The sequence below is a fragment of the Catonella morbi ATCC 51271 genome, from assembly GCF_000160035.2.
Taxonomy (GTDB): Bacteria; Bacillota; Clostridia; order Lachnospirales; family Lachnospiraceae; genus Catonella; species Catonella morbi.
The window spans coordinates 391,026-412,783 of record NZ_KI535366.1; the positions used below are offsets into that span (position 1 = coordinate 391,026).

Here is a 21,758-nt window from a genome sequence, read left to right on the forward strand (position 1 = left end):
ATAACTGTAGAATGAATTTTATTCTACAGTAGTAGTAATATTGACAACTTTAAGTACCTCTCCGACTACCTTAAATTTTACTTCATAACCTGCAAAGCTCATACCATAAACTCTGGTTTCATCAGACTTTTGATATGAAGGTCTGGGATCTTCGGCAAGAACCTTAATTAAAGCTTCTCTTTTATCTGAATTTATCTTATTAATCTCGCTTTCCTCAACCTCTACCTGCAATTTATGCTTTCCTGTGGTCTCTGTATATCCCGCAAGCGCATCAATATGGCAGTCTGCATAGGGCAAATACGGCTTAATATCATAAATAGGTGTTCCGTCTAACAAGTCTGCCCCGCCAACGGTAAGTACAGGGCCTTCTTCAGTATCTTCCACAGAAATCAGTTTCACACTGGAAAGTCCTATGGGATTAGGGCGATAAGGCGACCTGGTTGCAAACACTCCCAGATGCTCATTTCTTGGGAGTCTTGGTGGTCTTACACTTGCCTTAAAGGCATCTGTCACAGTTTCTGAAAATTCCCAAATCAGCCATATATAATTAAACTGTTCCAATCCCTTAAAAGCATCTATATTTCTGTATTCAGGTTCAAAATATATCTTGGCTGTCAGTTCTTCTACCAATCCGCTCTGTCTGGGTATTCCAAATTTTTCCTTGAAATCCGTATGTATTCTTCCAATTATTTTCATAAAGTTTCCATTCTATATCTTAATTTTAGTCCATTTCCCCTGTCTGAAACGTATTCCGGATAATATAAATCTGCTCATCTGATCGCCCACTATTCCAAGCCATATACCGACTATACCCATTTTAAGGACATAACCAAAGAAAAATGATATACTTGTCCTTATTATGGTTACACTTATGGTAGATGATATGGCTGTGTAAAGTGTATCTCCCGCACCTCTTAGTGCACCTACATACACCACGCTCGGAATCTGGAAAAGAATGGCTGCTATCAACACATGACTTATGCTCACACCTATATCAACCACTTGAGGATTATCAAAAAACATAGAATATATTCCCCTGCCACCAATTATATATACTATAGCAAGTGCTCCTGCTATTATCATTGCAACTATCCTACAGATAATTCCATATTTTTTTGCAAGTTCCGGCTTTTCTTCACCAAGACTTTTGCCAATTAGTGCTACAACTGTAGACTGAATACCATCTCCAAAAGAGTATGAAAGACTTAATAAATTCATACTTACCTGATGGGCTGCCATCTGTGAAGTTCCCTGATTAGCTGCCATAATAGCTGTAGACATAAAACCTATCCTCATCAGAAGCTGTTCTAAGAAAATACTGTAACCAACAGAAGTAATATTTTTAAGGGCTGATATTGAAGGTTTGATTTTTTCAGTCATCATATAGCCAATATTAATAAAGCAGCTTTTCTTAGTAATTGACACTATGCTCATAATGCTTGCTACCACTGTTCCAAGTACTGTCGCTATGGCCGCTCCCGCTATTCCAAGCTTTGGAAAACCTAAATTACCGCCTATCAGGAGATAATTAAAAATTATATTCAATATATTACTGACCACATTGGTTCTCATAGTAATTCTGGTATTGCCTATGCCGCGTTGAGCTGAATTTATAGCCATCTGCAAGACATTAAATATTATTCCGCCCATTATTATTCTGAAATAAGTTACTCCATACTCCTTTGTCTCAGAGGTTGCCCCACATAAATCCATAATATTCCCCGCAAAGACTAAGGCCAGTATACTTATAAAAATCGTAACTACGGATATAAAAATCAGTCCTGTTATAACTATCCTGTTTGCATCCCTTTTATTCTGCTGTCCGAATCTCCTTGCCACCAGTGCAGATAAGGCCACATTAACAGCAATACAGACTGCCATACCGAGAAACTTTGGCTGTGCGGTAATTCCCACTCCTGCCACCGCATTTTCACCGAGTGCGCTTACCATATAAGAGTCAACAAGAGCTGTAAGCGAAAAAAATACCGCTTCCAAAATAGCCGGCCAAGCCATATTCAATATGGTTCTTAAAATCTTCCTATTCTCATCTTCCATCATCCTAATTCCCTTTTCACATTATAACTATAGTCTAGACCTGTTAGGGAATTATTTCAAGTACCCATGTAATTAGGAAATAATTCTGTTTAGCATTCGGCCGGTTACGTAAGCGATATCTGCACATCCGCCGCAGTACGATATTGAAATATAAACAGCCTCAGATAATAAATAGCTAAACAAACGCATTAGGCTTTTCACAGAAAACCGACGCGAGTGCAGACATTTATTACCTGAGGCATCATTAAAACCTGTTGTTATTTTATTAAAACTAATTAAGACTTCCCTTAGCCTTTACTTCTCTCGGCTTATAACCCTTTTTGCCAAGTCCGTCTATTATCTCCTGCTTATGCTCCATTCCATAAGCTTCCATAGTAATTATAAGCTCAACCGCTGCATTTCTGTTTATGTTTACAAACTGATTATGCTCAAGCCTTACAACATTTCCCTTTAACGCTGCAATTACCTCTGATACCCTTGCAAGCTCTCCCGGACGGTCAGGAAGAAGTACAGACACTGTAAATATTCTTCCTCTCTGTCTGAGACCGTGCTGAACCATGGAAGAAACAGTAATTATATCTATATTACCTCCGCTTATAATTGAAACAACCTTCTTACCCTGCACACCGAGCTTATTTATTGCAGCAACTGTAAGCAGACCTGAATTCTCCACTACCATTTTATGATTTTCTATCATATCAAGGAAATTAAGAGTAAGTTCCTCATCTTCAACAGTAATAATATCATCAACATTTTCTTTGATGTACGGAAACACATTGGCTCCCGGAGTTCTTACTGCTGTACCGTCTGCTATAGTCTCTACTTTATTAAGACTTGTAACCTTGCCTGCTTCAAGAGATGCCTTCATACAGGCTGCTCCTGCCGGTTCAACTCCTATTACCTTAATCTTAGGATTAAGCATTTTAGCAAGTGTGGATACTCCCGCACAAAGTCCACCACCACCAATAGGCACAAGAATATAGTCAACTGTCGGAAGTTCTTTGAAGATTTCCATTGCTATAGTACCCTGCCCTGTAGCAACTACTTCATCATCAAACGGATGGATAAATGTCATCCCGTCTTCCTCAGCAAGTTTAAGTGCATAAGTACAGGCTTCATCATAAATGTCACCGTAAAGAATTACCTCTGCGCCATAGGATTTGGTACGGTTTACCTTAATAAGAGGGGTGGTTGTAGGCATAACCACTATTGCCTTTACTCCAAAAAGCTTAGCCGCATAGGCTACACCCTGAGCATGGTTTCCCGCTGAAGCAGTAATCAATCCCTTATTTCTGTCCTCTTCTGAAAGAGTACTTATCTTATAATAAGCTCCTCTTACCTTATAGGCTCCCGTATACTGCATATTTTCAGGTTTAAGATATACCTTGTTTCCGCTTTGTGCTGAAAAATACTCGCTGTAAACAAGTTTGGTAGGGTTAACCACTTTTTTCACCGCCTCGGCAGCTTCTTCAAATTTCTCCAGTGTCATCATAATCTTACCTCATTCTTCCTTAGTATCATATAAGAAAAGAGGCAAACCACTGCCTCTTTCCCAAACCTACTTGCAAAAATTACAAGATTGGTTTATAATCAGCTTAGATGACTGAAGGATATTGGTTGATCCAACAGTTACCAAGCGGAAACTTATAATTGTCAAAGACAGATTACAGGCTATCCCCTAGTTGCATAGTGGATAGCCTGTCTGTTATTTTCGATTCTTTCGATTATCGATATATGTTAAGGCTGTAAATACGACCAATAAAAGCGTTAAAACTTCTAAAGTATTCATATCGACCTCCTCTCCGTTCCCGGAAAGGCAACAATCGGGCTATCCCCACTGCTCTAAGCTGATTTAAAATATTGTATCACTTTAAATTAGTTTTTACCAGTATATTTTTATCCTTATTAAGGCAGTTTTTCATTATACTGCCCATAATCCGTGGTTATACTATTCCACTTCAAAAAGCGCTTCTACAAACTGTTCTGCATCAAATTTCTGTAAATCATCTATCTGTTCTCCGATTCCTATATACTTAACCGGAATACTGAGCTCTGACTCTATCGCTATGGCTATGCCGCCTTTAGCAGTGCCGTCAAGCTTGGTTAATACTATTCCGTTTACCGGAGCGGCTTCAGAGAACTGCCTTGCCTGTTCTTTAGCGTTCTGGCCTGTAGTTCCGTCTACAACTACAAGGGTTTCTATGGCTGCCTCAGGAAATTCCTTACCGATTATCCTATATATCTTATTTAATTCATCCATAAGGTTCTTTTTGTTGTGAAGCCTTCCTGCGGTGTCACAGATAAGCACATCCACATTACGGGCTTTCGCAGCATTTACCGCATCAAATACAACTGCCGCAGGATCACTGCCTTCCTTCTGTGCTATAAGTTCCACATCTGAACGCCTTGCCCATTCTGTAAGCTGTTCTATCGCTCCCGCCCTGAAAGTATCCGCTGCAGCCACAAGCACCTTCTTACCTGAGTTCTTAAGCTGGCTTGCAAGCTTTCCTACAGATGTGGTCTTACCCACTCCATTTACACCTATCATAAGCACTACAGATTTTTTATTTTCAAAATCATAAGCATCCGGTTTTACCTGCATCTGCTCCTTAAGGCTATCCATAAGATGCTTCTTACAGTCAGCCGGATCTTTAATCTTGAGCTCCTTTACCTTGGCTTTCAGATTTTCTATAACCGAAGTGGTTGTACTTATACCAAGGTCTGCCATTATAAGTGTTTCTTCAAGTTCTTCATAAAAATCATCATCTATAATATCATGACCTGTGAAAATATTTGAAACACTGTTCATTATATTATTTCTGGTCTTTGAAAGTCCTTCCGCAAGTTTACTGAAAAATCCCATTTCTATCACCTCCTAGTTAATATCTGCATCTATAAGGTTTACTGAAACCATTGTGGATACACCTTTTTCCTGCATTGTTATTCCATAAAGTATGTCTGCCGCATTCATAGTTCCCCTTCTATGGGTAATAACGATGAACTGGGTATTCTTGGTAAGTTTGTGTAAATAATCCGCAAATCTGGTTACATTAGAGTCATCAAGTGCCGCCTCTATCTCATCTAACAGACAGAAAGGCGAAGGCTTAAGATTCTGTATTGCAAAAAGTAAAGCAATGGCAGTAAGAGATTTCTCTCCGCCTGAAAGCTGCATCATATTTTGCAGTTTCTTGCCCGGCGGCTGTGCTATTATCTTTATACCTGCCTCTAGGATATCTTCTCCATCGGTCAGTTCAAGCCTTCCCTTTCCGCCTCCGAAAAGTTCTATGAAAGCCAGGTCAAACTGCTCATTTATATCCTTAAACCTCTCATCAAACTGCTCCCTCATTCTTTTATCAAGCTCATCTATAATAGCCTTAAGAGCGTCCTCTGCCTTTACTATGTCCTCTGCCTGAGTCTTTAGAAGCTCATATCTTGCTCCTACTTCCTTATACTCCTCTATAGCTCCTACATTAACATTACCAAGCTCTTTTATGAGATTCTTCTGAGTGTTAATCAGTTTTTTAAGTGTAAAGCTTGTATATTCCTCATCAGAAGCAATATTATTCTTAACAGCTTCCGAATAGGTTATACCATACTCGTCAAGCATATAGTTAACCATAGTTTCAAGGTTTGTGTCTGCCTTTTCTATAATTCCGCTGAGTCGGTATACTTCTTTATCTAAGTTTGCCCTTAACTCCGTTATTTCTTCACGTTTACCAAAGAATGCCTTATGGCTTACCGAAATTTCTTCCTTTTCGGCAACAAGTGTCTTCTTTCTGTTTTCAGATTCTTCTATAGCTTCATGAAGGCAGCTTATATCGCTCGTCAAACTTTCTATGGCAGAAGTTTTTTCTTCAAGACTTATGCTTAGCGCGGAGGCCATATTGTTAAGTTCTTCAATCTCCGTTTCTACTGATGTTTTCTCTCTGTTTACCCTGGTAAGGCTCTCGTCTATAAAGTTTTTCTCGGCAGAAACAGTACTCTCAGTTATTCTTAACTGATTTATTTCCTCATTTATTCCTTCAATTTCAGCAGTGAGTTCTTCCAGTTTTTTATAAATATCATTTAAGCCTGAAACTTCTGTCTCGTTATTTTCATCTGCCTTTATTATTCCTGTAAGTCTGTCTATTTCTTTTTCTGCCAAATCACGTTCTTTATCAAGATTAGTTCCGTCAAGCTTAATCTCATTTAAGCTTTGTTCTGATTCAGAAAGTCTTTGCTCAAGCTGTTTTCTATGATTTATCTCGGTATTTAAGCTTATCTTGAGCTCCGACATATTTTCCTTATAAATAGAAAGACTATGCTTTGTTTCTGAAACTAAAGCCCTGATATCTTCTACTTCTTTTTTAAGTGCAGCATACTCGGCTTCAATTTCTGTAAGGCTTTCCTTTTTCTCCTCTATTTCTCTTGCTCTTCCGAGGAGATTGCTTGTATTTCTAAATGCCCCTCCCGAAATAGAACCTCCCGGATTTAACTGCTCTCCGTCAAGAGTTACTATTCTTAAGGAATATCTGTACTTTCTGGCTATTCTTGTCGCCGAATCCATATTATCGGCAACAAGAGTACGTCCAAGTATATGATTTACAAGTCCCGCATACTTTGTCTCATATTCCGTCAAAGAAGCTGCAACTCCTATTATGCCCTCTTCATTAAGTGCACCACCAAAGTTACCCGGATTGTGTAAGGTCATCGCATCTAAAGGAAGAAATGTAGCCCTGCCGAGTTTATTCTCTTTAAGCCAGCTTATAGTACGCTTTGCTGTAGCTTCTTTATCTGTAACTATGTTTTGTATAGCTCCGCCGATGGCTGTTTCTACAGCTGTCTCATACTTTGGTTTAACTTTTATAATATCCGCTACTACACCTATGATACCCGCTTCTTCTTTTTTATGCTCCATTATGCGCTTTACCGCATTACCATAGCCATCATATTTTTCAGCCATGTTCATCATAGAATTAAGAGTAGCCTTAGCTGCCAGTATCTCTTTTTGCTTATCAGCCGTTTCTTTTTCTTTGGCTGTCCTGTCTTTATTTAACCTGTCAACCTGTTCCGACGCATCCTTTTGCACAGCTTCCAGCTTTTCAAGATTAACCGTAATCTCTTTAATTTTCTCTGAAGCTGCATCATACTGGGATTTAAGACCATCACTGACTTCTTTATTTCTAAGAATTTTCTGATTAATCTCAAGTCTTCTTATCTTATACTGCTCCAAGTTAGCCTTATACAGCTCTATCTGACCTGATGCCTCAGCTTTTTCTTTATCCCTGCCCGCTTTTTCATTAAGCTTTACATCCCTCTCGCTTTCAAGACCTGATTTAAAGGACATTTTTTCATTCAGTTTTCCTTTAAGCAGAACATCTTCTTCGCTGAGTTTCTGCTCTTTTTCTACCAAGGTTTTACTTTTAAGTTCAATTTCTTCATTTTCCTTGAGAATTTTATCAAGCTTGATTTCCGCCTGTTTAAGCCTCTCGGCATTGACCTCCGAATTTTTATTTATAGAATTTATCTGCTCTTTTATAAGCTTAAGTTCACCTTCAGCCTTTTCCCTTGCTACCTGTTTATCAGAGATTAACTTAGTTACCTCATCAATATGTTCTGCTTTTTCATTTAAGACATTTTCAAGTTTTTCGTATTCTTCTTTGATATCTTCATATCTTGCATCGGCTTCTTTAAGATTATTCTCTGCCAGGTTTTTATCAGTCTCAGCCTTCGCCCTTGTCTCAGCTATATGGTCATATTCATTTATAAAATTAATTATCTCATATTTCTTTAATTCATCTCTGTAGTTTAGATATAATTTAGCAGCTTCTGCCTGCTTTGAAAGCGGACCTATCTGCCTTTCAAGCTCTGACATTATATCATTTACACGAGAAAGGTTGGCACTTTCTTCCTCAAGATTCTTTATTGACTCAGCCTTTCTTTTCTTAAACTTGGTTATACCCGCAGCCTCATCAAAAAGTTCACGTCTGTCCTCAGGGCGTCCGCTTATAATCTTTTCTATCTGTCCCTGCCCTATAATGGAATAGCCTTCTTTTCCTATACCTGTATCAAGAAAAAGCTCACCCACATCTTTGAGCCTGCAATTATGTCCGTTAATAAGGTATTCACTTTCTCCTGAACGATATACTCTTCTGGCTACCGTAACTTCTTCATAGTCTATCGGGAGTACCTTATCTGAATTATCTATAGTAATAGCAACATAGGCAAAGCTTTGTGCCTTTCTGATTTCAGTACCTGAAAATATTACATCTTCCATCTTAGAGCCGCGAAGCTGTTTGGCACTCTGTTCACCAAGTACCCATCTTACAGCATCAGCCACATTACTTTTTCCGCTTCCGTTCGGTCCTACTATACCGGTAATACCGCCTTCAAAAGAAAAGACTATTTTATTGGCAAAGGATTTAAAACCCTGTATTTCTACACTTTTTAGGTACATAATCCTCCTTCAGCACTCTCAGCCTTTAATTTTAAAATTCCGTTATAGGCAGCCACCTGCTCAGCCGCCTTTTTAGTATGTCCTTCACCTACACCGTATTCTTTTTCACCGATATAGACTGCTTCTTTAAATTTTTTATCATGATCAGGACCATACTCAGCTAATAATTTATAGCTGATAGTCCCCATATTATCACTCTGTACCATTTCCTGAAAGATAGTTTTACTATCAAAAAAGAGTTTTTTATGCTCTATATCGTTTAACACATGTTTTTCTATAAACTCTTTTGCATTAGTAAGACCACCGTCAAGGTATATAGCTCCTATAAGGGCCTCCATAGCATCCGAAAGTATGGAATCTCTGTTTCTTCCGCCCGTAATGGCTTCTCCATGCCCCAAAAGCAGATAATCAGATAGGCCGATTTCTCTGGCCGAGTAAGCAAGCGCAGGTTCACAAACAAGTCTTGCACGAAGCTTGGTAAGTTCTCCCTCCTGCATATCCTTATGTCCGTTAAACAAAAATTCACTTGTAACAAGCTCCAACACTGCATCTCCCAAAAACTCCATTCTTTCATTACAATCGGACTTTGAGAGATGTTTTTCATTTACAAACGAACTATGAGAAAATGCATTGGTTAGGAATTTTCTGTTCTTAAATGCATAGCCTATAGTCTGTTCTATCTTTTCAGCCTTTTCAGGTTTGATAAATAAGCTCAAACTTTTATCCCCCTTCAAAAAAATAAAGGTCGTAAAATGCCTTTACGCATAAATCTATGAATAAAGGCATTAAACGACAGCTCCATAGCATATCCGGTATTATTTACTGTTCACTTGCTTCTGCAAGCTTTTCTACAGCATCACCAACCGTTACAATAGAAGCTATTGCATCATCCGGAATTTCAATTCCAAACTGCTCTTCAATTTCCATAACAATTGATGTAAGGTCTAAGGAATCCGCTCCCAGATCATCTACAAATTTTGTATCAGGAGTTATGCTGTTTTCATCTACATGAAGTACTCCCGCTACAATCTCCTTAATTTTTTCCAGCTCCATATTTCCTCCTTGGATCAGTTTATTCTGATAAATACTCTTTTATTTTATCATTTATTCCCTGATTTTTAAAGCTTATACATTGAATAAGTGCATTTTTTATCTCATTATGCTTTGCATTACCATGGGTTTTTACTACAAGTCCGTTAAGTCCGAGCATCGGTGCTCCTCCATGTTTGGTTGCATCAAAGGCAGACAGAGTGTTTTTAAGTGCTTTTTTAGAAAGCATAGCACCTATTTTACTGATAGTTGTACTAAGAAGTCCTTTTTTAATTTCTTCCAAAAGTACTCCTGCCACTCCTTCATAGAGCTTTAAAATTGCATTCCCCACAAAGGCATCACAGACAATTACATCCGCATCACCATAAGGTATCTGCCTAGTTTCTATACTGCCCGTAAAGTTAATATCCGAGCGGGATTTAAGTAAAGGATAGGTCTCTTTGACAAGGGCATTTCCCTTCTCTTCCTCTACTCCCACATTTACTATGGCTACCTTTGGATTCTTTATTCCGATTACATTTTCCATATATATCGAGCCCATGATTGCATACTGTATCAGATGAGCCGATCTTGAATCAACATTGGCACCACAGTCTACCAAAAGCGAAACACCTTTCTGTGTAGGCATGAGGGAGGCAAGAGGTGAACGCTCTATTCCCTTAAGCCTTCCCACTATAAGCTGTCCACCGACCAAAACTGCTCCGGTAGAGCCGGCAGATACAAAGGCATCTGCCTTTTCTTCTTTTACCAGTCTCATCGCAACAGATATTGAAGAATCCTTCTTTCTTCTTATGGCCATAACCGGTGCTTCATCATTTGTTATAACTTCCGGCGCTTCCACTGTTTCAAGTAGGCTGTCATTTACTGAAAGGCCTTCAGACTTTAATTTGTTTATGGTTTCTTCTATTACCGCTGTCTGTCCGACTAAAAAAACCTTAAGTTCCTTATTTTCATTTACGGCAATAACCGCTCCTTTGACTATTTCATACGGAGCATTATCACCGCCCATTACATCCAATGCAACTTTAATCATTTTATTATTTACCGCCTATTCTTTTGTCTACTGCTTGATATAGAAAAATGAGTACTGTGGTTTAAATCCTATACTTGTAGACTGTATAATCTGTTCGGTACTTCCTACAAACAGTACTCCGTCAGGCTTAAGTACCGAATGAAACTTCTTAAACACTTCATTCTTAGCTTCATCAGTAAAGTATATAACTACATTCCTGCATACTATCATAGAACAACCTGTTGGGTAAGGATCTTTAAGAAGATTATGTTTCTTAAACTCTACCCTGGCCTTAATATCGTCATTGATCTTACAAGATGTGGCTGTAAGCTTGGTAAAGTGCTTTTCCAAAAACTCTTTCGGAAGCCCTTTTACACTATTGTAGCTATACACACCCATCTTTGCCTTTTCAAGCACCTGATCATCTATATCCGTAGCTACTATTCTTATCTGATTAAGCGGAACAAACTTTGAAAGCAACATAACTAAAGAGTATGGTTCATCACCCGTAGAACAGGCAGCACTCCAGATTTTTATGCTTTTTCCATGTTTTTTCATAAGATATGGGATTATATCTTTTTCAAGTATAGCCCACTGTTCAGGGTTACGCCAGAACTCAGATACATTGATTGTAAGATAGTTTATAAAAGCCGCATACAACTCTTTATCTGTCTTTAGAGCTTTAACATAGTCATCATAGGTTTTAAAACCATTTTTTGCAATGAGAGAATCTATTCTTCTCTTCATCTGCTTCTCTTTATATGCATCTAAATCTATTGAAGACAAGGTATATATCTGCTTTTTAAAACTCTCGTAGTCACTCATACTTCCCCTCCATATATCTAATTTACCCCAAACTATTCACGGAACATGTTATTATTTTATTTTGTTTAGCAGGAAATTACATAGAAATTTTCTGTTAAACAAAATACTCAGCTCATACAGACCTAACTGCACAAGCTGAGTATAACTTCAAAATTTATTCTGCCTGATTCTCTTCAGAATCCTCAGAAGCTTTTTCTTCATTCTCATCTGCTCCTGCTAAAAGAGCTTTAATGGAAAGCGAAATTTTCTTTGTCTCAGCATTAAAATCAACAACCTTTGCGGTTACTTCCTCGCCGGTCTTAAGCACATCACTTGGCTTCTCAACATGATTTGTTGCTATCTGTGAAACATGAAGCAGAGCATCAACACCCGGCTCAAGTTCAATAAAAGCTCCAAAATCAGTCATACGGGCAACTTTGCCTGAAACTATAGTTCCAACAGCAAACTTCTCTTCAGCACCTGCCCAAGGATTCTGATCTTCAAACTTAAGACTTAATGCAATCTTCTCTCCCTGAATATCCTTTACAAAAGTCTTAACCATATCGCCTACCTTAAATACCTTCTTAGGATTTTCGATATGTCCCCAGCTCATTTCTGAGATATGGAGAAGTCCGTCTGCTCCGCCAAGATCTATGAATGCACCAAAATCAGTTACATTCTTAACTGTTCCGTCTACAACCTGTCCGACTGCAAGTTTCTCAAAGAGTGCCTTCTTAAGCTCATTCTTCTTAGCTGTAAGAATCTGCTTTCTGTCACCGATTACTCTTCTCTTCTTAGGATTGAACTCACTGATAACAAATTCAATTTCCTCACCTGCATACTTATCAAGATTCTTCTCATAAGTATCCGATACAAGGCTGGCAGGTATAAATACCCTTGCCTCGTCAACTACAACGCTTAAGCCGCCATTAAGTACCTGGCTGACCTTAGCCTTAAGCACTTCCTTATTGTTATAAGCATCTTCAAGGCGTTTATTGCCTTTCTCCGCCGCAAGACGCTTATATGTAAGAAGCACCTGTCCATCTCCATCGTTAAGTTTAAGTACCTTAACTTCCATCTTATCGCCAACCTTAGCAACGGTGGTAAGATCAGTAGGAGTATTGGAATACTCATTCTTTGTAAGAATTCCGTCTGCTTTATATCCAATGTTAAGAATGATTTCATCTTCCTTAACAGCAATTACAGTTCCTTCTACCACCTCTCCGTTGTGTCTGGTAGTCTTTAAAGACTCCTCTAGCATTTCTTCAAAACTCATTTCAGCCATTCTGGTCCGAACCTCCTCAATAATATTATTTGGGGTTGAAGCCCCTGCTGTAATACCTACGCAACGAAAAAGTCTTAGTTTCCTTATGTCCAAGTCATCAGGTGTCTGTATATAGTAAGTATCAACACATTTTTTTATACAGATATTGTATAATTTTTGAGTGTTGGAGCTATGCTTACCCCCAACTACTATCATCGCATCAGCTTCCCCGGCCAGCTTCTCTGTTTCGGTTTGCCTTGCAGAGGTAGCATTACAGATAGTATTCAAAACAATACTATAATATCTCTTTTTCTCAAAAATTTCAACTATATCTTGAAATTTATTTAAATTAAATGTAGTCTGAGCTAAAATAATATGTTTTTTGTCAGAATTCTCCGAATAATTAAGGACTTCTTCCACAGTTTCAAAGATAACCGGCTCTGTAAGGCACCAGCCTCTGATACCTATGACCTCCGGATGATGCTTTGAACCTATTATTACAATCTTATTATTCGGATCTTCCGAATACTCCCTTGCAAGCTTATGAATTTTTTTTACAAAAGGGCAGGTAGCATCTTCATATTTTGTTCCCAGTTCAGAAAGCTTGTCATAATCAGCTTTAGGTATACCATGCGATCTTATGACTAAGGTACCCTTTTCCAGATTCCTTAATTCATCTAAATCATTTACAACCTTAACTCCCTTACTTTCAAGCTCTTTTACCACACTTTCATTATGGATTATCTCACCATAGGTATATACGGGCTTTCCTTCAGATGAAAGTTTGTTCACAAGCTCAACAGCCCGCTTTACACCAAAACAAAAACCCGCATTTTTAGCAACCTTTATTTCCAAATATAGTTCCTCTTTCTAATTTACTCTATATAAGTGTCAAAAATATGGAAATCCGCTGTTATTTATTAAACTCAGGATTTTTCTCACAGGCAATTTTTATTATAGTATCAACCACTTCATCTATACTCAATGAAGATGTATCTACAAGGACGGCATCCTCTGCCTGTGTTAAAGGCGAAACCGCCCTTTTAATATCCTGCTCATCCCTGCTTTTGATATCGGCCATTATATCAGCTATATCAACATTCTCACCTTTTTCTGTCAGTTCTTTATATCTTCTTTCTGCACGAACATTCACATCCGCAGTTAAAAATATCTTAACCGTTGCCTCAGGAAGTACTTTGGAGCCTATATCTCTTCCATCCATAACTACAGGTCTTTTAGCTGCAAGTTCTCTTTGTAAATTAAGCAGCCTTGTCCTTACTTCCGGTATGGTCGCAAAAGCAGATGCAGCCTTACTTATTTCAGGCTTTCTTATACTCTTGCTGACATTCTCATCATTTAATATAAGCTGCTGTTCGCCATCTTCATATACTATGTCTATTTTAACTTTTTCAAGTTCGGTTTTTATTCTGTCAACCTCATTGCCCTCAATTCCTTTTTCAGTCATATAAAGAGCAATTCCTCTAAACATAGCTCCTGTATCTACATAAACCAGTCCCAGTTTCTCAGCAACTTTTTTAGCTATTGTACTCTTACCCGCTCCCGCAGGTCCGTCTATCGCAATTTCCTTATTCATCTCTTCCTCTTTTTGTATAAAAGGACAAATGAAGTGTCCGCTTCATTTGCCCCCATATTTTCTATTTAGAAGCTATAGCTTCAATCTCAACCAATGCACCTGCAGGAAGAGCCTTAACTGCAAAACAGGATCTTGCAGGCTTGCTTACAAAGTACTTCTCATATACCTTGTTGAAAGCTGCAAAATCTTCCATATTTGCAAGTAAGCAAGTAGTCTTAACTACGTTCTCCATAGTAAGTCCGGCCCCTGCAAGCACAGCCTCTACATTCTTGCAGGACTGCTCTGCCTGAGCCTCAATTCCTTCAGCCTCAATCTTACCCACGGCAGGATTAATAGGAATCTGACCGCTGGTAAATACAAGTCCGTTAGTTTCTACTCCCTGGCTGTATGGTCCGATTGCTGCCGGTGCCTTGTCTGTACTAATCTTGTTCATTTAAAATACCTCCTTAAACTGTTTTTTAATTATCGGCTACTCCTGCTACAGCCCCTGTAGACCACGCAATCTGCAAGTTAAAACCTCCGGTAAGTGCATCCACATCCAAAACCTCACCCGCAAAATAAAGTCCTTTTACTTTTTTTGACTCCATTGTTTTTGGATTGACTTCTTTTACCGACACCCCACCCTTTGTAATAACTGCTTCTTCATAGCCCTTTAAGCCTGTGATTTGTAGCGTGAAATGCTTAAGCAAATCTATTATAACACTTCTTTCTGATTTAGTTAAGTCCCCCGCTCTTTTTTCTGCATCAATTTTTGTTCTTTCTAAGAAAACCGGTATTAGGCTCTTTGGCAATAATTTATCAAATGCATTTTTAAGCGCCTTTGCCTTAAACTCCGTAAAGTCCCTTAAAAGCCTTGTATCAAGCTCTTCTTCTGAAAGCGCGGGTTTTAAATCTATACTGAGTATACCGCCTTCATTATAAAATAAATCACCCGCTATACTGCTTGCAGAGAGTATAAGCGGTCCGCTTATTCCGTCTCTTGTAAAAAGCATTTCACCAAGCTCATCAAAAACCTGTTTTTTTCCGTCTTTAACACTTACTCTCACATTTTTCAGGGAAAGCCCCTGCAAATCCTTTATAAATTTTTCTTTTACCATCAGAGCCACAAGGCTTGGTCTCAAGTCTTTAACAGTATGCCCCGCCTGTTTTGCAAATTCATAACCGTCTCCCGTAGAACCGGTTGATTTGTATGAAAGTCCGCCTGTAGCAACAATTACTTTATCAGCCTCAACACTTTTGCCGTCTCTTAACTTAATTCCGACAATCTCAGTCCCGGCATCATTTATTATAAGCTCTTCTACAGGTGTATTATAACGCACTTTAACTCCGGCTTTTTCCATAGCCTTGTCAAGAGCCTTAATCACATCCGAAGAATGATCACTTACCGGAAATGCCCTATTTCCACGCTCTACCTTTACAGGACAGCCCATGTCTTCAAAAAACCTGATTACATCTTCACTTGTAAATGTCGAAAACGCACTGTACATGAATTTAGGATTACGGACAGTATTCTTTATAAGTTCCTCATTACTGACTGCATTAGTAATGTTGCAACGCCCTTTTCCCGTAATATATATCTTTTTACCGGTTTTTGCGTTTTTCTCAAATACCGTAACTTCGTGTCCCTTCCTTGCCGCAAATATTGCAGCCATACTTCCTGCGGCTCCGGCTCCGATAACTATAACTTTACTCATCTGCCATAAACGGCTTTTTCTCAGACAGCTTCAGCTGTTTTGATTTATAAGCCTCTCCATTCAATTTAAAATATATTTTCTTGTAATCTGTAAAATTATCAAATATGCTGTATGAGATACAATCTAAAACCTTCACCTCGGATATCCGATTCTTTTCTCCGAAAGGATAGCTTTTATTTTCCACAGCTAAATCTACCGTTACGGAATCACTCTTCTCAGTTATATTTACAGATACATCATCTATTAAATCATCAAGTTCAAGTAAAACCAGATCAATTACGGTTTCAGGTTTGAGTTCTCCGTTATCGGTCACCATACTGTTTTTTGCCACTACTTTATCATTTTCAGTATCAATGGTATATATGGTTATTTTTTTCTGTTTAATACTTATATTCCCCAAATTTCCTTCCTTATCCGGAAGCTCAATTATTGTATTGACAGTACTTGACATCTGTGAATCGGATTCAATAAAAGGTTCATCAGAGGATATATGCTTAGAACTGACATTATCTGCATTATCTTTGTTTCCGCAACCTGTAATTCCGAGCGAAACAGCAATAATACCTGCCAAAATCCATTTAGCTCTTTTAAACATAAAAACCTCCTTTCCTAATATAACATTTATAGAATAGGGGGTTTTATTGTCAGTTATGTGGCAGTCAAAACAATTTTTAAAGCTTCTTCAACTGTTTTATTTCTAATCTCACTTCTGTCTCCTTCAAAATGAAATTCGTATGAAGTCTTTGTTAAACTTTTATCCGTTTTATCTCTCAGACAAATTCCTATATACACAGTACCCACAGGCTTTTTAGGACTTCCGCCAAGAGGCCCCGCTATTCCGGACACTGCAACGGCAATATCGGCATCTGCCTTTTTTAACGCTCCCTCAGCCATTTCAGTAACTACCGTATCACTCACAACTCCAAAACTTCTTATGCTATCTTCGCTAACACCCAGCAGTCTTACTTTAGCTTCATTGGCATAGGTAATATAACCCTCGTTAAAACAGCCCGAAGCCCCTGAAACATTAACTATAGTAGCTGCAATAAGTCCTCCGGTACAAGACTCTGCCGTAGTAATCGTGAGATTTTTATCCAACAATTTTTGAACTACTTTTTCTTCAAGTGTCATTATTTTGTTTCCTTCAATACATCTTTATTTTTAACAATATAATCTGCAAGTGAAACTATTGTAAGTATAAGAGAACCCCAGATTAATATCTGTTCTAGAAGCTGCCATACAGGATGTATAAAATGGAAAATAAGTAGCACGCTCATAACCATCTGAAAAACAGTTTTAAGTTTTCCCCAAATCCCTGCCGCTATTACTATTCCCTTATCTGCTGCCACAAGCCTGAAACCGCTTATAATAAATTCCCTGCTTAAAATCACAATTACCATCCACGCCGGAAGCAGTCCTTTTGCCAAGAAACAGATCAGGGCTGATTGCACAAGCAATTTATCGGCCAAAGGATCCATAAATTTTCCAAAATTGGTGATAAGATTATAATGTCTCGCTATCTTCCCGTCTACCAGATCCGAAAGTGCGGCAATTATAAAAATCACTCCGGCTATAATCTCATTATACGGTATCTCTTTAATAAGCATACAAGCCACAAAAAACGGTATCATAAATATTCTGAATACCGTAATCTTATTAGGCAGATTCATCTTTAACTCCTCCTAAACCAGAACTCCGAATAAATCATACTCGTCTGAGGCAATAATTTCTACCTCCGCAAGTTCACCTGACATAATTTCATAGTCAGATTCAAAAAACACCTGTCCGTCAACATCAGGTGCATCCATATATGTTCTGCCAATGTAGACTTTTTTACCGTCTTCATTAACTTCCCGTATAGAAGCAAAAGCTTCTCCGTTTACAGAATCGCTCGGAACCGTGCCTTCCACAAGTACCTCGTAGACTTTTCCTATCCTGCCTTCAGCTTTTTCGGCAGAAATTTCCTGTTGAAGCTCCATAATTTCGTTTCTGCGTGCTACTTTGACTTCCTCATCTATCTGATTCTCCATCTCTGCGGCCGGCGTTCCTTCTTCCGCAGAATAAGTAAACACACCAAGCCTGTCAAATTCCATTTCATCCACAAAATTATAAAGTTCCTTAAAATCATCCTCAGTTTCACCCGGAAATCCTGTAATAAGCGTAGTTCTAAGGGTAATATCAGGTATTTCCTCACGAAGTTTTGCAATACGTTCCCTAAGCTCAGCCTGATTTGTCCTTCTCGCCATTCTTTTAAGTATAGAATCCGAACTGTGCTGAATAGGTAAATCTATGTAATGACAGACTTTCTTCTCATTTTTAATTGCATAGATAATCTCATCCGTAATTTCTTCCGGATAACAGTATAACAGTCTTATCCATTCAATTCCACTAATTTTTGATAATTCATGTACTAAATCAGGTAATGCTTTTTTTCCGTAAATATCTGTTCCGTAAAGGGTAGTTTCCTGTGCTACCAAAAGCAGCTCTTTCGTTCCCTGTGCAGCAAGACTTTCCGCCTCTTTTATTATGGTCTCCATAGGTATACTTCTGAAATTCCCTCTAATATAAGGAATAATACAGTAGGTACAGCGTTTATTGCAGCCTTCCGCTATTTTTATATAGGAGGATATTTCTCCCGCCGGTACAAGACGCACCTCTTCACCTCCTGCAAGCCGGTCAAGATCCTCTATATACAGAGATTTATTATCTTTTTTCTGCTTAGTCTTAATTTCATCGATTGCCGCTACTATGTTATCATAGGCTGTGGTTCCGATTACCGCATCCGCTTCAGGAAGTTCTTCTGTTATCAAAGACTGATATCTCTGTGCAAGACAGCCCGTCACAATCAGCCCTTTAAGTTTTCCTTCCTTCTTAAGTTCACCTATCTCTATAATTGTGTTTATACTTTCTTCTTTGGCATCACCTATAAAACAACAGCTGTTGACTACCGCATAATCTGCCTCATAAAGCTCATCCGTGATTTCATAGCCCTCTCTTTTTAAAAACCCCAGCATAATTTCGGAATCTACCAGATTCTTGTCACAGCCAAGTGATACCAGATATATCTTTTCTGTCATTTATTCTCCAATTTCTAATGATTTTCTTCCCCATCTTTTATATTATCTACTGCTATCAAAAGTGCAATAAGCGCTTCTTCAAATTCAGCATCAAATACTCTTATTACATAGGTATCTCCCCAAGATAAAAACTGCTTACTTATATTGCCGACTTCCGTACCATTATTAAATACTCCAAAATCCATATCCCAGAAGCTTCCTTCAAGCCTTAAAGAGTAATCATCTGAGAAAATATCAATTGATTTCTTAAAAAATGTAAAATTTTGTTTGATACGGGCTGTCTTACCATTACTGAAGTCAACTGTGTATTTTGGCATAATTGTAAGTACCTCTCTATTTATAACAAAGGCCTCACTCCCATCCATTCGGCTCACGTGTACAGTATTTCCGATAAGCCTGAAATCCTGATCTACATGATAAACCGGATTCTGATTTGCATCCATAACATCATAGTGATCGGTTATTTTAAATACTTTTTGTTTAATATACAGTTCGTACATAGATACCTCCTCGTTTGTTAATCCCCATAAATTATAGTATATAATAAATTGGCGAGATACGCAAATAAATCTTAAACCCAAATTGGGGGTAAATCACCTGATATTTTTCCCGTAATGATATCTGCAAGCCAATATATAAACATTTTCTTCATCTATTTTATATATAAGCCTGTCTTTATCATTAATTCTTCTGCTCCAAAATCCTGTAAAATTTCCCCTCAAAGCTTCAGGTTTACCCATACCTTCATTTCCGTTCCTTGCTATATCCTCAATCAGCTGATTTATTTTTCTCAAGGTTTTCCTATCTTCTGTCTGCCAATATATATAATCTTCCCGGCCATTTTTTGTAAAAATCTTATTCATCAGCTTCTACCTCTATAAGCTCATGCATTGCTGTCATCCCGTTTTCAAGCTGTTCTTTTGATTCAAGCATCCTGTCATAATTACATTTTTCACCCATTACATACATATTCTCTAACATATTGTTATATGATTCTTCTGACAAAATTACAACATTTTTATTATTTTTCCTTGTAACAATCATTGTTTCATAATCATCACTAACCTTGTCCATATATGTTTTCATATTTTCTCTCAGAGTTGTATAATTTACTGCTAACATATCAACCTCCATATTTACGGCTGTTTTATCTGTTACTGTTTTATAATTTTATTATAAAGTACAATTATCTGTACGTCAATCCGGATATACAAAAACAGCCTATTATTATAGTAAAAAGCTTAATTATTAGTATACTTATGAAGAAATATTAAGCACACTGAAAGCAATGAATTATGCTGATTTGCAGGAACAGGGCTTTGTGCCGCTATACAAAAAAGAAAAGATAACAGATGATTTACACGAAGTAAGCGGTTTTCGTACAGACTATCAGTTTATAACAAAAAGTAAAATGAAGACAATTCAGAAACTTAGTAAAGAACAGGAATAAAATACTAAAGACCATGACAAAGATAAAAATCGTTGCAACCCACTATATACAAGGGTTTACAACGATTTTTGATTATATAGGTGTCAAATATAGGATTTTATCACGAATTGTGCAGATATGCAAGGAAAAGTGAGGATTCGTTTAAACTGGAAACGATAGAATCAATAGCATCACTGCATTATCCCATTATTAACTAAATCAGCCAAACTTAGTGCATTGATAAGTGCCACAACCGCATTATCCGCATCTAAAAGTTCCTTTAATACCTGATTCTTTGATGACAGATACTCCGCCTCACTTATTATTCCTTCTGAATACTTTATCTTAAGCTTGTCTAACTTCTGTATAAGTATCGGTTTTCGTAAAACACTGGTATTGTAGTTCAAACGGCAGCTTTTTAGATTGTTGAACTGTTTTTCAGCATATTGCTGTATCTTCTGTTTTAATATGTCCGCCTCCACCTGCATCTTTGAACGTTCTGACAGGGCGAGCTGATAAGAGGCATCATTTTCTCCCGCACAACTTTTTAAGTTTTCTATTAAAGTATTATGAAATCCTATATATGCGTTCATCTGCAAAAGCTGTAGATTTCCTTCGGTACAGTTCTTCTTAAGGCTTTCAATGGTGTAATGATCATTATCCTCTACCTCTGACGGTATTGTAAACTTTGGTGTAAACTGTTCTGCATTGTTTTCATTCAGCCTTATTTTTAAGCTGTTTTCCTCCTGCTCTATACTGTATTTCAAAACATCTACCCGATCCTTAGCCTGCTTCCTTTTACTTATGGCGTCATCGACCTCAAGTTTTGTGGCATCACCCTGTCTGAATTTTTCTTCGATTTCCGTTACCATCTTCTCTGCTGCTTCTAACTCACTCTGTGCAAGTTCTGACTGTTTAATAAGCATGCATACATTATAATATTCTGTCTGCAGCAGATGTTTTTCTATAAGTTTTATCTGTTCACGTTTTATATGATGCTGTCCCTTTGTAAAATTCAGCCTGTCTATCTGGTTCTGGAGAAGAGCAGTCTTTTTAAGGTTTTCATTTTTCTGGCTTACAAGTTCCTTATACCTGCCCTCCATCACCAGGTATTCACTATCTTCTGATTTTACATTCAGATTACTGTCATCCACATAAGTTTTCAGTTCATCAATCGTCTTATTTAAATATGTCCTTCCTGATGCCTGTACAATACTTACAAATGCCAGAAAAACAGGTAAAGCTAATATAATTCCTGCCTTTTTTAATTTTTTCAAATTTCTCCCCCTAATTCTAAAGTCAGGTTGTTTAGCCTGCTTTAATGTATTACACACAGTTTTTCC

General features: G+C 37.9%; 21 protein-coding genes and 1 pseudogene. 1 reads left to right on the top strand and 21 read right to left on the bottom strand.

The genetic code is table 11. From position 1 onward, the window contains the following. Positions 1-18: 18 nt before the first annotated feature. The 20 genes from tsaA to GCWU000282_RS01920 all read right to left on the bottom strand — a co-directional run bounded on the left by tsaA (position 19) and on the right by GCWU000282_RS01920 (position 20,108). Positions 19-696: a tRNA (N6-threonylcarbamoyladenosine(37)-N6)-methyltransferase TrmO gene (tsaA, locus tag GCWU000282_RS01825; RefSeq protein WP_023353281.1), complete on the bottom strand. Its 678-nt coding sequence runs from the start codon at positions 694-696 to the stop codon at positions 19-21. A gap of 12 nt (positions 697-708) precedes the next feature. After that, the gene (locus GCWU000282_RS01830; protein WP_023353282.1) at positions 709-2,058 is read right to left on the bottom strand and encodes an MATE family efflux transporter; all 1,350 of its coding nucleotides are present in this window, start codon (positions 2,056-2,058) and stop codon (positions 709-711) included. A gap of 268 nt (positions 2,059-2,326) precedes the next feature. Next, positions 2,327-3,547, bottom strand: a complete 1,221-nt coding sequence (ilvA, locus tag GCWU000282_RS01835; protein ID WP_023353283.1) for a threonine ammonia-lyase — start codon at positions 3,545-3,547, stop codon at positions 2,327-2,329. Between the two features lie 456 nt (positions 3,548-4,003). After that, positions 4,004-4,918 carry a signal recognition particle-docking protein FtsY gene (gene ftsY / locus GCWU000282_RS01840; RefSeq protein ID WP_023353284.1) on the bottom strand — a complete coding sequence of 305 codons (915 nt, stop codon included), beginning with the start codon at positions 4,916-4,918 and terminating at the stop codon, positions 4,004-4,006. A 12-nt stretch (positions 4,919-4,930) separates the two neighbouring features. Then, positions 4,931-8,491, bottom strand: coding sequence for a chromosome segregation protein SMC (gene smc / locus GCWU000282_RS01845; protein WP_023353285.1), 3,561 nt, complete (start codon positions 8,489-8,491; stop codon positions 4,931-4,933). After that, a complete protein-coding gene (rnc, locus tag GCWU000282_RS01850; RefSeq protein ID WP_242828918.1) occupies positions 8,482-9,207 on the bottom strand; it encodes a ribonuclease III in 726 nt (241 codons plus the stop codon). The genes smc and rnc overlap by 10 nt, the downstream gene beginning before the upstream one ends. 103 nt (positions 9,208-9,310) lie before the next feature. Further along, positions 9,311-9,544 (bottom strand): acyl carrier protein, encoded by a 234-nt coding sequence (acpP, locus tag GCWU000282_RS01855; protein WP_023353287.1) that lies wholly within the window; start codon positions 9,542-9,544, stop codon positions 9,311-9,313. A gap of 19 nt (positions 9,545-9,563) precedes the next feature. Then, entirely contained in the window at positions 9,564-10,574 is a 1,011-nt protein-coding gene (plsX, locus tag GCWU000282_RS01860; RefSeq protein ID WP_023353288.1) for a phosphate acyltransferase PlsX, read from the bottom strand. Positions 10,575-10,601: 27 nt separating this feature from the next. Next, entirely contained in the window at positions 10,602-11,378 is a 777-nt protein-coding gene (locus tag GCWU000282_RS01865; protein ID WP_023353289.1) for a CheR family methyltransferase, read from the bottom strand. 154 nt (positions 11,379-11,532) lie between these two features. After that, positions 11,533-13,476, bottom strand: coding sequence for a bifunctional 4-hydroxy-3-methylbut-2-enyl diphosphate reductase/30S ribosomal protein S1 (locus GCWU000282_RS01870; RefSeq protein ID WP_023353290.1), 1,944 nt, complete (start codon positions 13,474-13,476; stop codon positions 11,533-11,535). Positions 13,477-13,534: 58 nt separating this feature from the next. Beyond that, positions 13,535-14,215, bottom strand: coding sequence for a (d)CMP kinase (gene cmk / locus GCWU000282_RS01875; protein WP_023353291.1), 681 nt, complete (start codon positions 14,213-14,215; stop codon positions 13,535-13,537). 61 nt (positions 14,216-14,276) lie between these two features. Then, positions 14,277-14,648, bottom strand: coding sequence for a RidA family protein (locus tag GCWU000282_RS01880; protein WP_023353292.1), 372 nt, complete (start codon positions 14,646-14,648; stop codon positions 14,277-14,279). 25 nt (positions 14,649-14,673) lie between these two features. Next, positions 14,674-15,909 (bottom strand): BaiN/RdsA family NAD(P)/FAD-dependent oxidoreductase, encoded by a 1,236-nt coding sequence (locus GCWU000282_RS01885; RefSeq protein ID WP_023353293.1) that lies wholly within the window; start codon positions 15,907-15,909, stop codon positions 14,674-14,676. Continuing rightward, positions 15,902-16,504 carry a hypothetical protein gene (locus GCWU000282_RS01890; protein ID WP_023353294.1) on the bottom strand — a complete coding sequence of 201 codons (603 nt, stop codon included), beginning with the start codon at positions 16,502-16,504 and terminating at the stop codon, positions 15,902-15,904. Before GCWU000282_RS01890 ends, GCWU000282_RS01885 begins: the two co-directional genes overlap by 8 nt. A gap of 53 nt (positions 16,505-16,557) precedes the next feature. After that, positions 16,558-17,040: a CinA family protein gene (locus GCWU000282_RS01895; RefSeq protein ID WP_023353295.1), complete on the bottom strand. Its 483-nt coding sequence runs from the start codon at positions 17,038-17,040 to the stop codon at positions 16,558-16,560. After that, positions 17,040-17,579, bottom strand: coding sequence for a CDP-diacylglycerol--glycerol-3-phosphate 3-phosphatidyltransferase (gene pgsA, locus GCWU000282_RS01900; RefSeq protein ID WP_023353296.1), 540 nt, complete (start codon positions 17,577-17,579; stop codon positions 17,040-17,042). Before pgsA ends, GCWU000282_RS01895 begins: the two co-directional genes overlap by 1 nt. Positions 17,580-17,591: 12 nt before the next feature. Next, positions 17,592-18,986: a 30S ribosomal protein S12 methylthiotransferase RimO gene (gene rimO / locus GCWU000282_RS01905; RefSeq protein ID WP_023353297.1), complete on the bottom strand. Its 1,395-nt coding sequence runs from the start codon at positions 18,984-18,986 to the stop codon at positions 17,592-17,594. Between the two features lie 14 nt (positions 18,987-19,000). Beyond that, positions 19,001-19,486: an LURP-one-related/scramblase family protein gene (locus GCWU000282_RS01910; protein WP_023353298.1), complete on the bottom strand. Its 486-nt coding sequence runs from the start codon at positions 19,484-19,486 to the stop codon at positions 19,001-19,003. A gap of 93 nt (positions 19,487-19,579) precedes the next feature. Then, on the bottom strand, positions 19,580-19,849 hold the full coding sequence (locus GCWU000282_RS01915; RefSeq protein ID WP_023353299.1) for a Txe/YoeB family addiction module toxin: 270 nt from the start codon (positions 19,847-19,849) through the stop codon (positions 19,580-19,582). Continuing rightward, positions 19,842-20,108, bottom strand: coding sequence for a type II toxin-antitoxin system Phd/YefM family antitoxin (locus GCWU000282_RS01920; protein ID WP_035039007.1), 267 nt, complete (start codon positions 20,106-20,108; stop codon positions 19,842-19,844). Before GCWU000282_RS01920 ends, GCWU000282_RS01915 begins: the two co-directional genes overlap by 8 nt. A 130-nt stretch (positions 20,109-20,238) precedes the next feature. Between GCWU000282_RS01920 and GCWU000282_RS16165 the strand changes: the two are divergent. Next, positions 20,239-20,436: pseudogene (locus tag GCWU000282_RS16165) on the top strand (IS1634 family transposase); the annotation flags it as partial. Positions 20,437-20,606: 170 nt separating this feature from the next. Here GCWU000282_RS16165 and GCWU000282_RS01925 read toward each other — a convergent pair. Beyond that, complete coding sequence (locus GCWU000282_RS01925) at positions 20,607-21,692, bottom strand: TolC family protein (protein ID WP_035039010.1); 1,086 nt, start codon at positions 21,690-21,692, stop codon at positions 20,607-20,609. Between the last annotated feature and the right edge of the window lie 66 nt (positions 21,693-21,758).

What these genes read in the sequence shown, in the direction of transcription:
- pgsA (WP_023353296.1), bottom strand. Translation starts at nt 17,579, where the DNA reads ATGAATCTGCCTAATAAGATTACGGTATTCAGAATATTTATGATACCG.
- GCWU000282_RS01830 (WP_023353282.1), bottom strand. Translation starts at nt 2,058, where the DNA reads ATGATGGAAGATGAGAATAGGAAGATTTTAAGAACCATATTGAATATG.
- smc (WP_023353285.1), bottom strand. Translation starts at nt 8,491, where the DNA reads ATGTACCTAAAAAGTGTAGAAATACAGGGTTTTAAATCCTTTGCCAAT.
- GCWU000282_RS01915 (WP_023353299.1), bottom strand. Translation starts at nt 19,849, where the DNA reads ATGAATAAGATTTTTACAAAAAATGGCCGGGAAGATTATATATATTGG.
- GCWU000282_RS01865 (WP_023353289.1), bottom strand. Translation starts at nt 11,378, where the DNA reads ATGAGTGACTACGAGAGTTTTAAAAAGCAGATATATACCTTGTCTTCA.
- tsaA (WP_023353281.1), bottom strand. Translation starts at nt 696, where the DNA reads ATGAAAATAATTGGAAGAATACATACGGATTTCAAGGAAAAATTTGGA.
- cmk (WP_023353291.1), bottom strand. Translation starts at nt 14,215, where the DNA reads ATGAATAAGGAAATTGCGATAGACGGACCTGCGGGAGCGGGTAAGAGT.
- GCWU000282_RS01880 (WP_023353292.1), bottom strand. Translation starts at nt 14,648, where the DNA reads ATGAACAAGATTAGTACAGACAAGGCACCGGCAGCAATCGGACCATAC.
- GCWU000282_RS01910 (WP_023353298.1), bottom strand. Translation starts at nt 19,486, where the DNA reads ATGTACGAACTGTATATTAAACAAAAAGTATTTAAAATAACCGATCAC.
- acpP (WP_023353287.1), bottom strand. Translation starts at nt 9,544, where the DNA reads ATGGAGCTGGAAAAAATTAAGGAGATTGTAGCGGGAGTACTTCATGTA.
- GCWU000282_RS01885 (WP_023353293.1), bottom strand. Translation starts at nt 15,909, where the DNA reads ATGAGTAAAGTTATAGTTATCGGAGCCGGAGCCGCAGGAAGTATGGCT.
- plsX (WP_023353288.1), bottom strand. Translation starts at nt 10,574, where the DNA reads ATGATTAAAGTTGCATTGGATGTAATGGGCGGTGATAATGCTCCGTAT.
- ftsY (WP_023353284.1), bottom strand. Translation starts at nt 4,918, where the DNA reads ATGGGATTTTTCAGTAAACTTGCGGAAGGACTTTCAAAGACCAGAAAT.
- ilvA (WP_023353283.1), bottom strand. Translation starts at nt 3,547, where the DNA reads ATGATGACACTGGAGAAATTTGAAGAAGCTGCCGAGGCGGTGAAAAAA.
- GCWU000282_RS01890 (WP_023353294.1), bottom strand. Translation starts at nt 16,504, where the DNA reads ATGTTTAAAAGAGCTAAATGGATTTTGGCAGGTATTATTGCTGTTTCG.
- rimO (WP_023353297.1), bottom strand. Translation starts at nt 18,986, where the DNA reads ATGACAGAAAAGATATATCTGGTATCACTTGGCTGTGACAAGAATCTG.
- GCWU000282_RS01920 (WP_035039007.1), bottom strand. Translation starts at nt 20,108, where the DNA reads ATGTTAGCAGTAAATTATACAACTCTGAGAGAAAATATGAAAACATAT.
- GCWU000282_RS01895 (WP_023353295.1), bottom strand. Translation starts at nt 17,040, where the DNA reads ATGACACTTGAAGAAAAAGTAGTTCAAAAATTGTTGGATAAAAATCTC.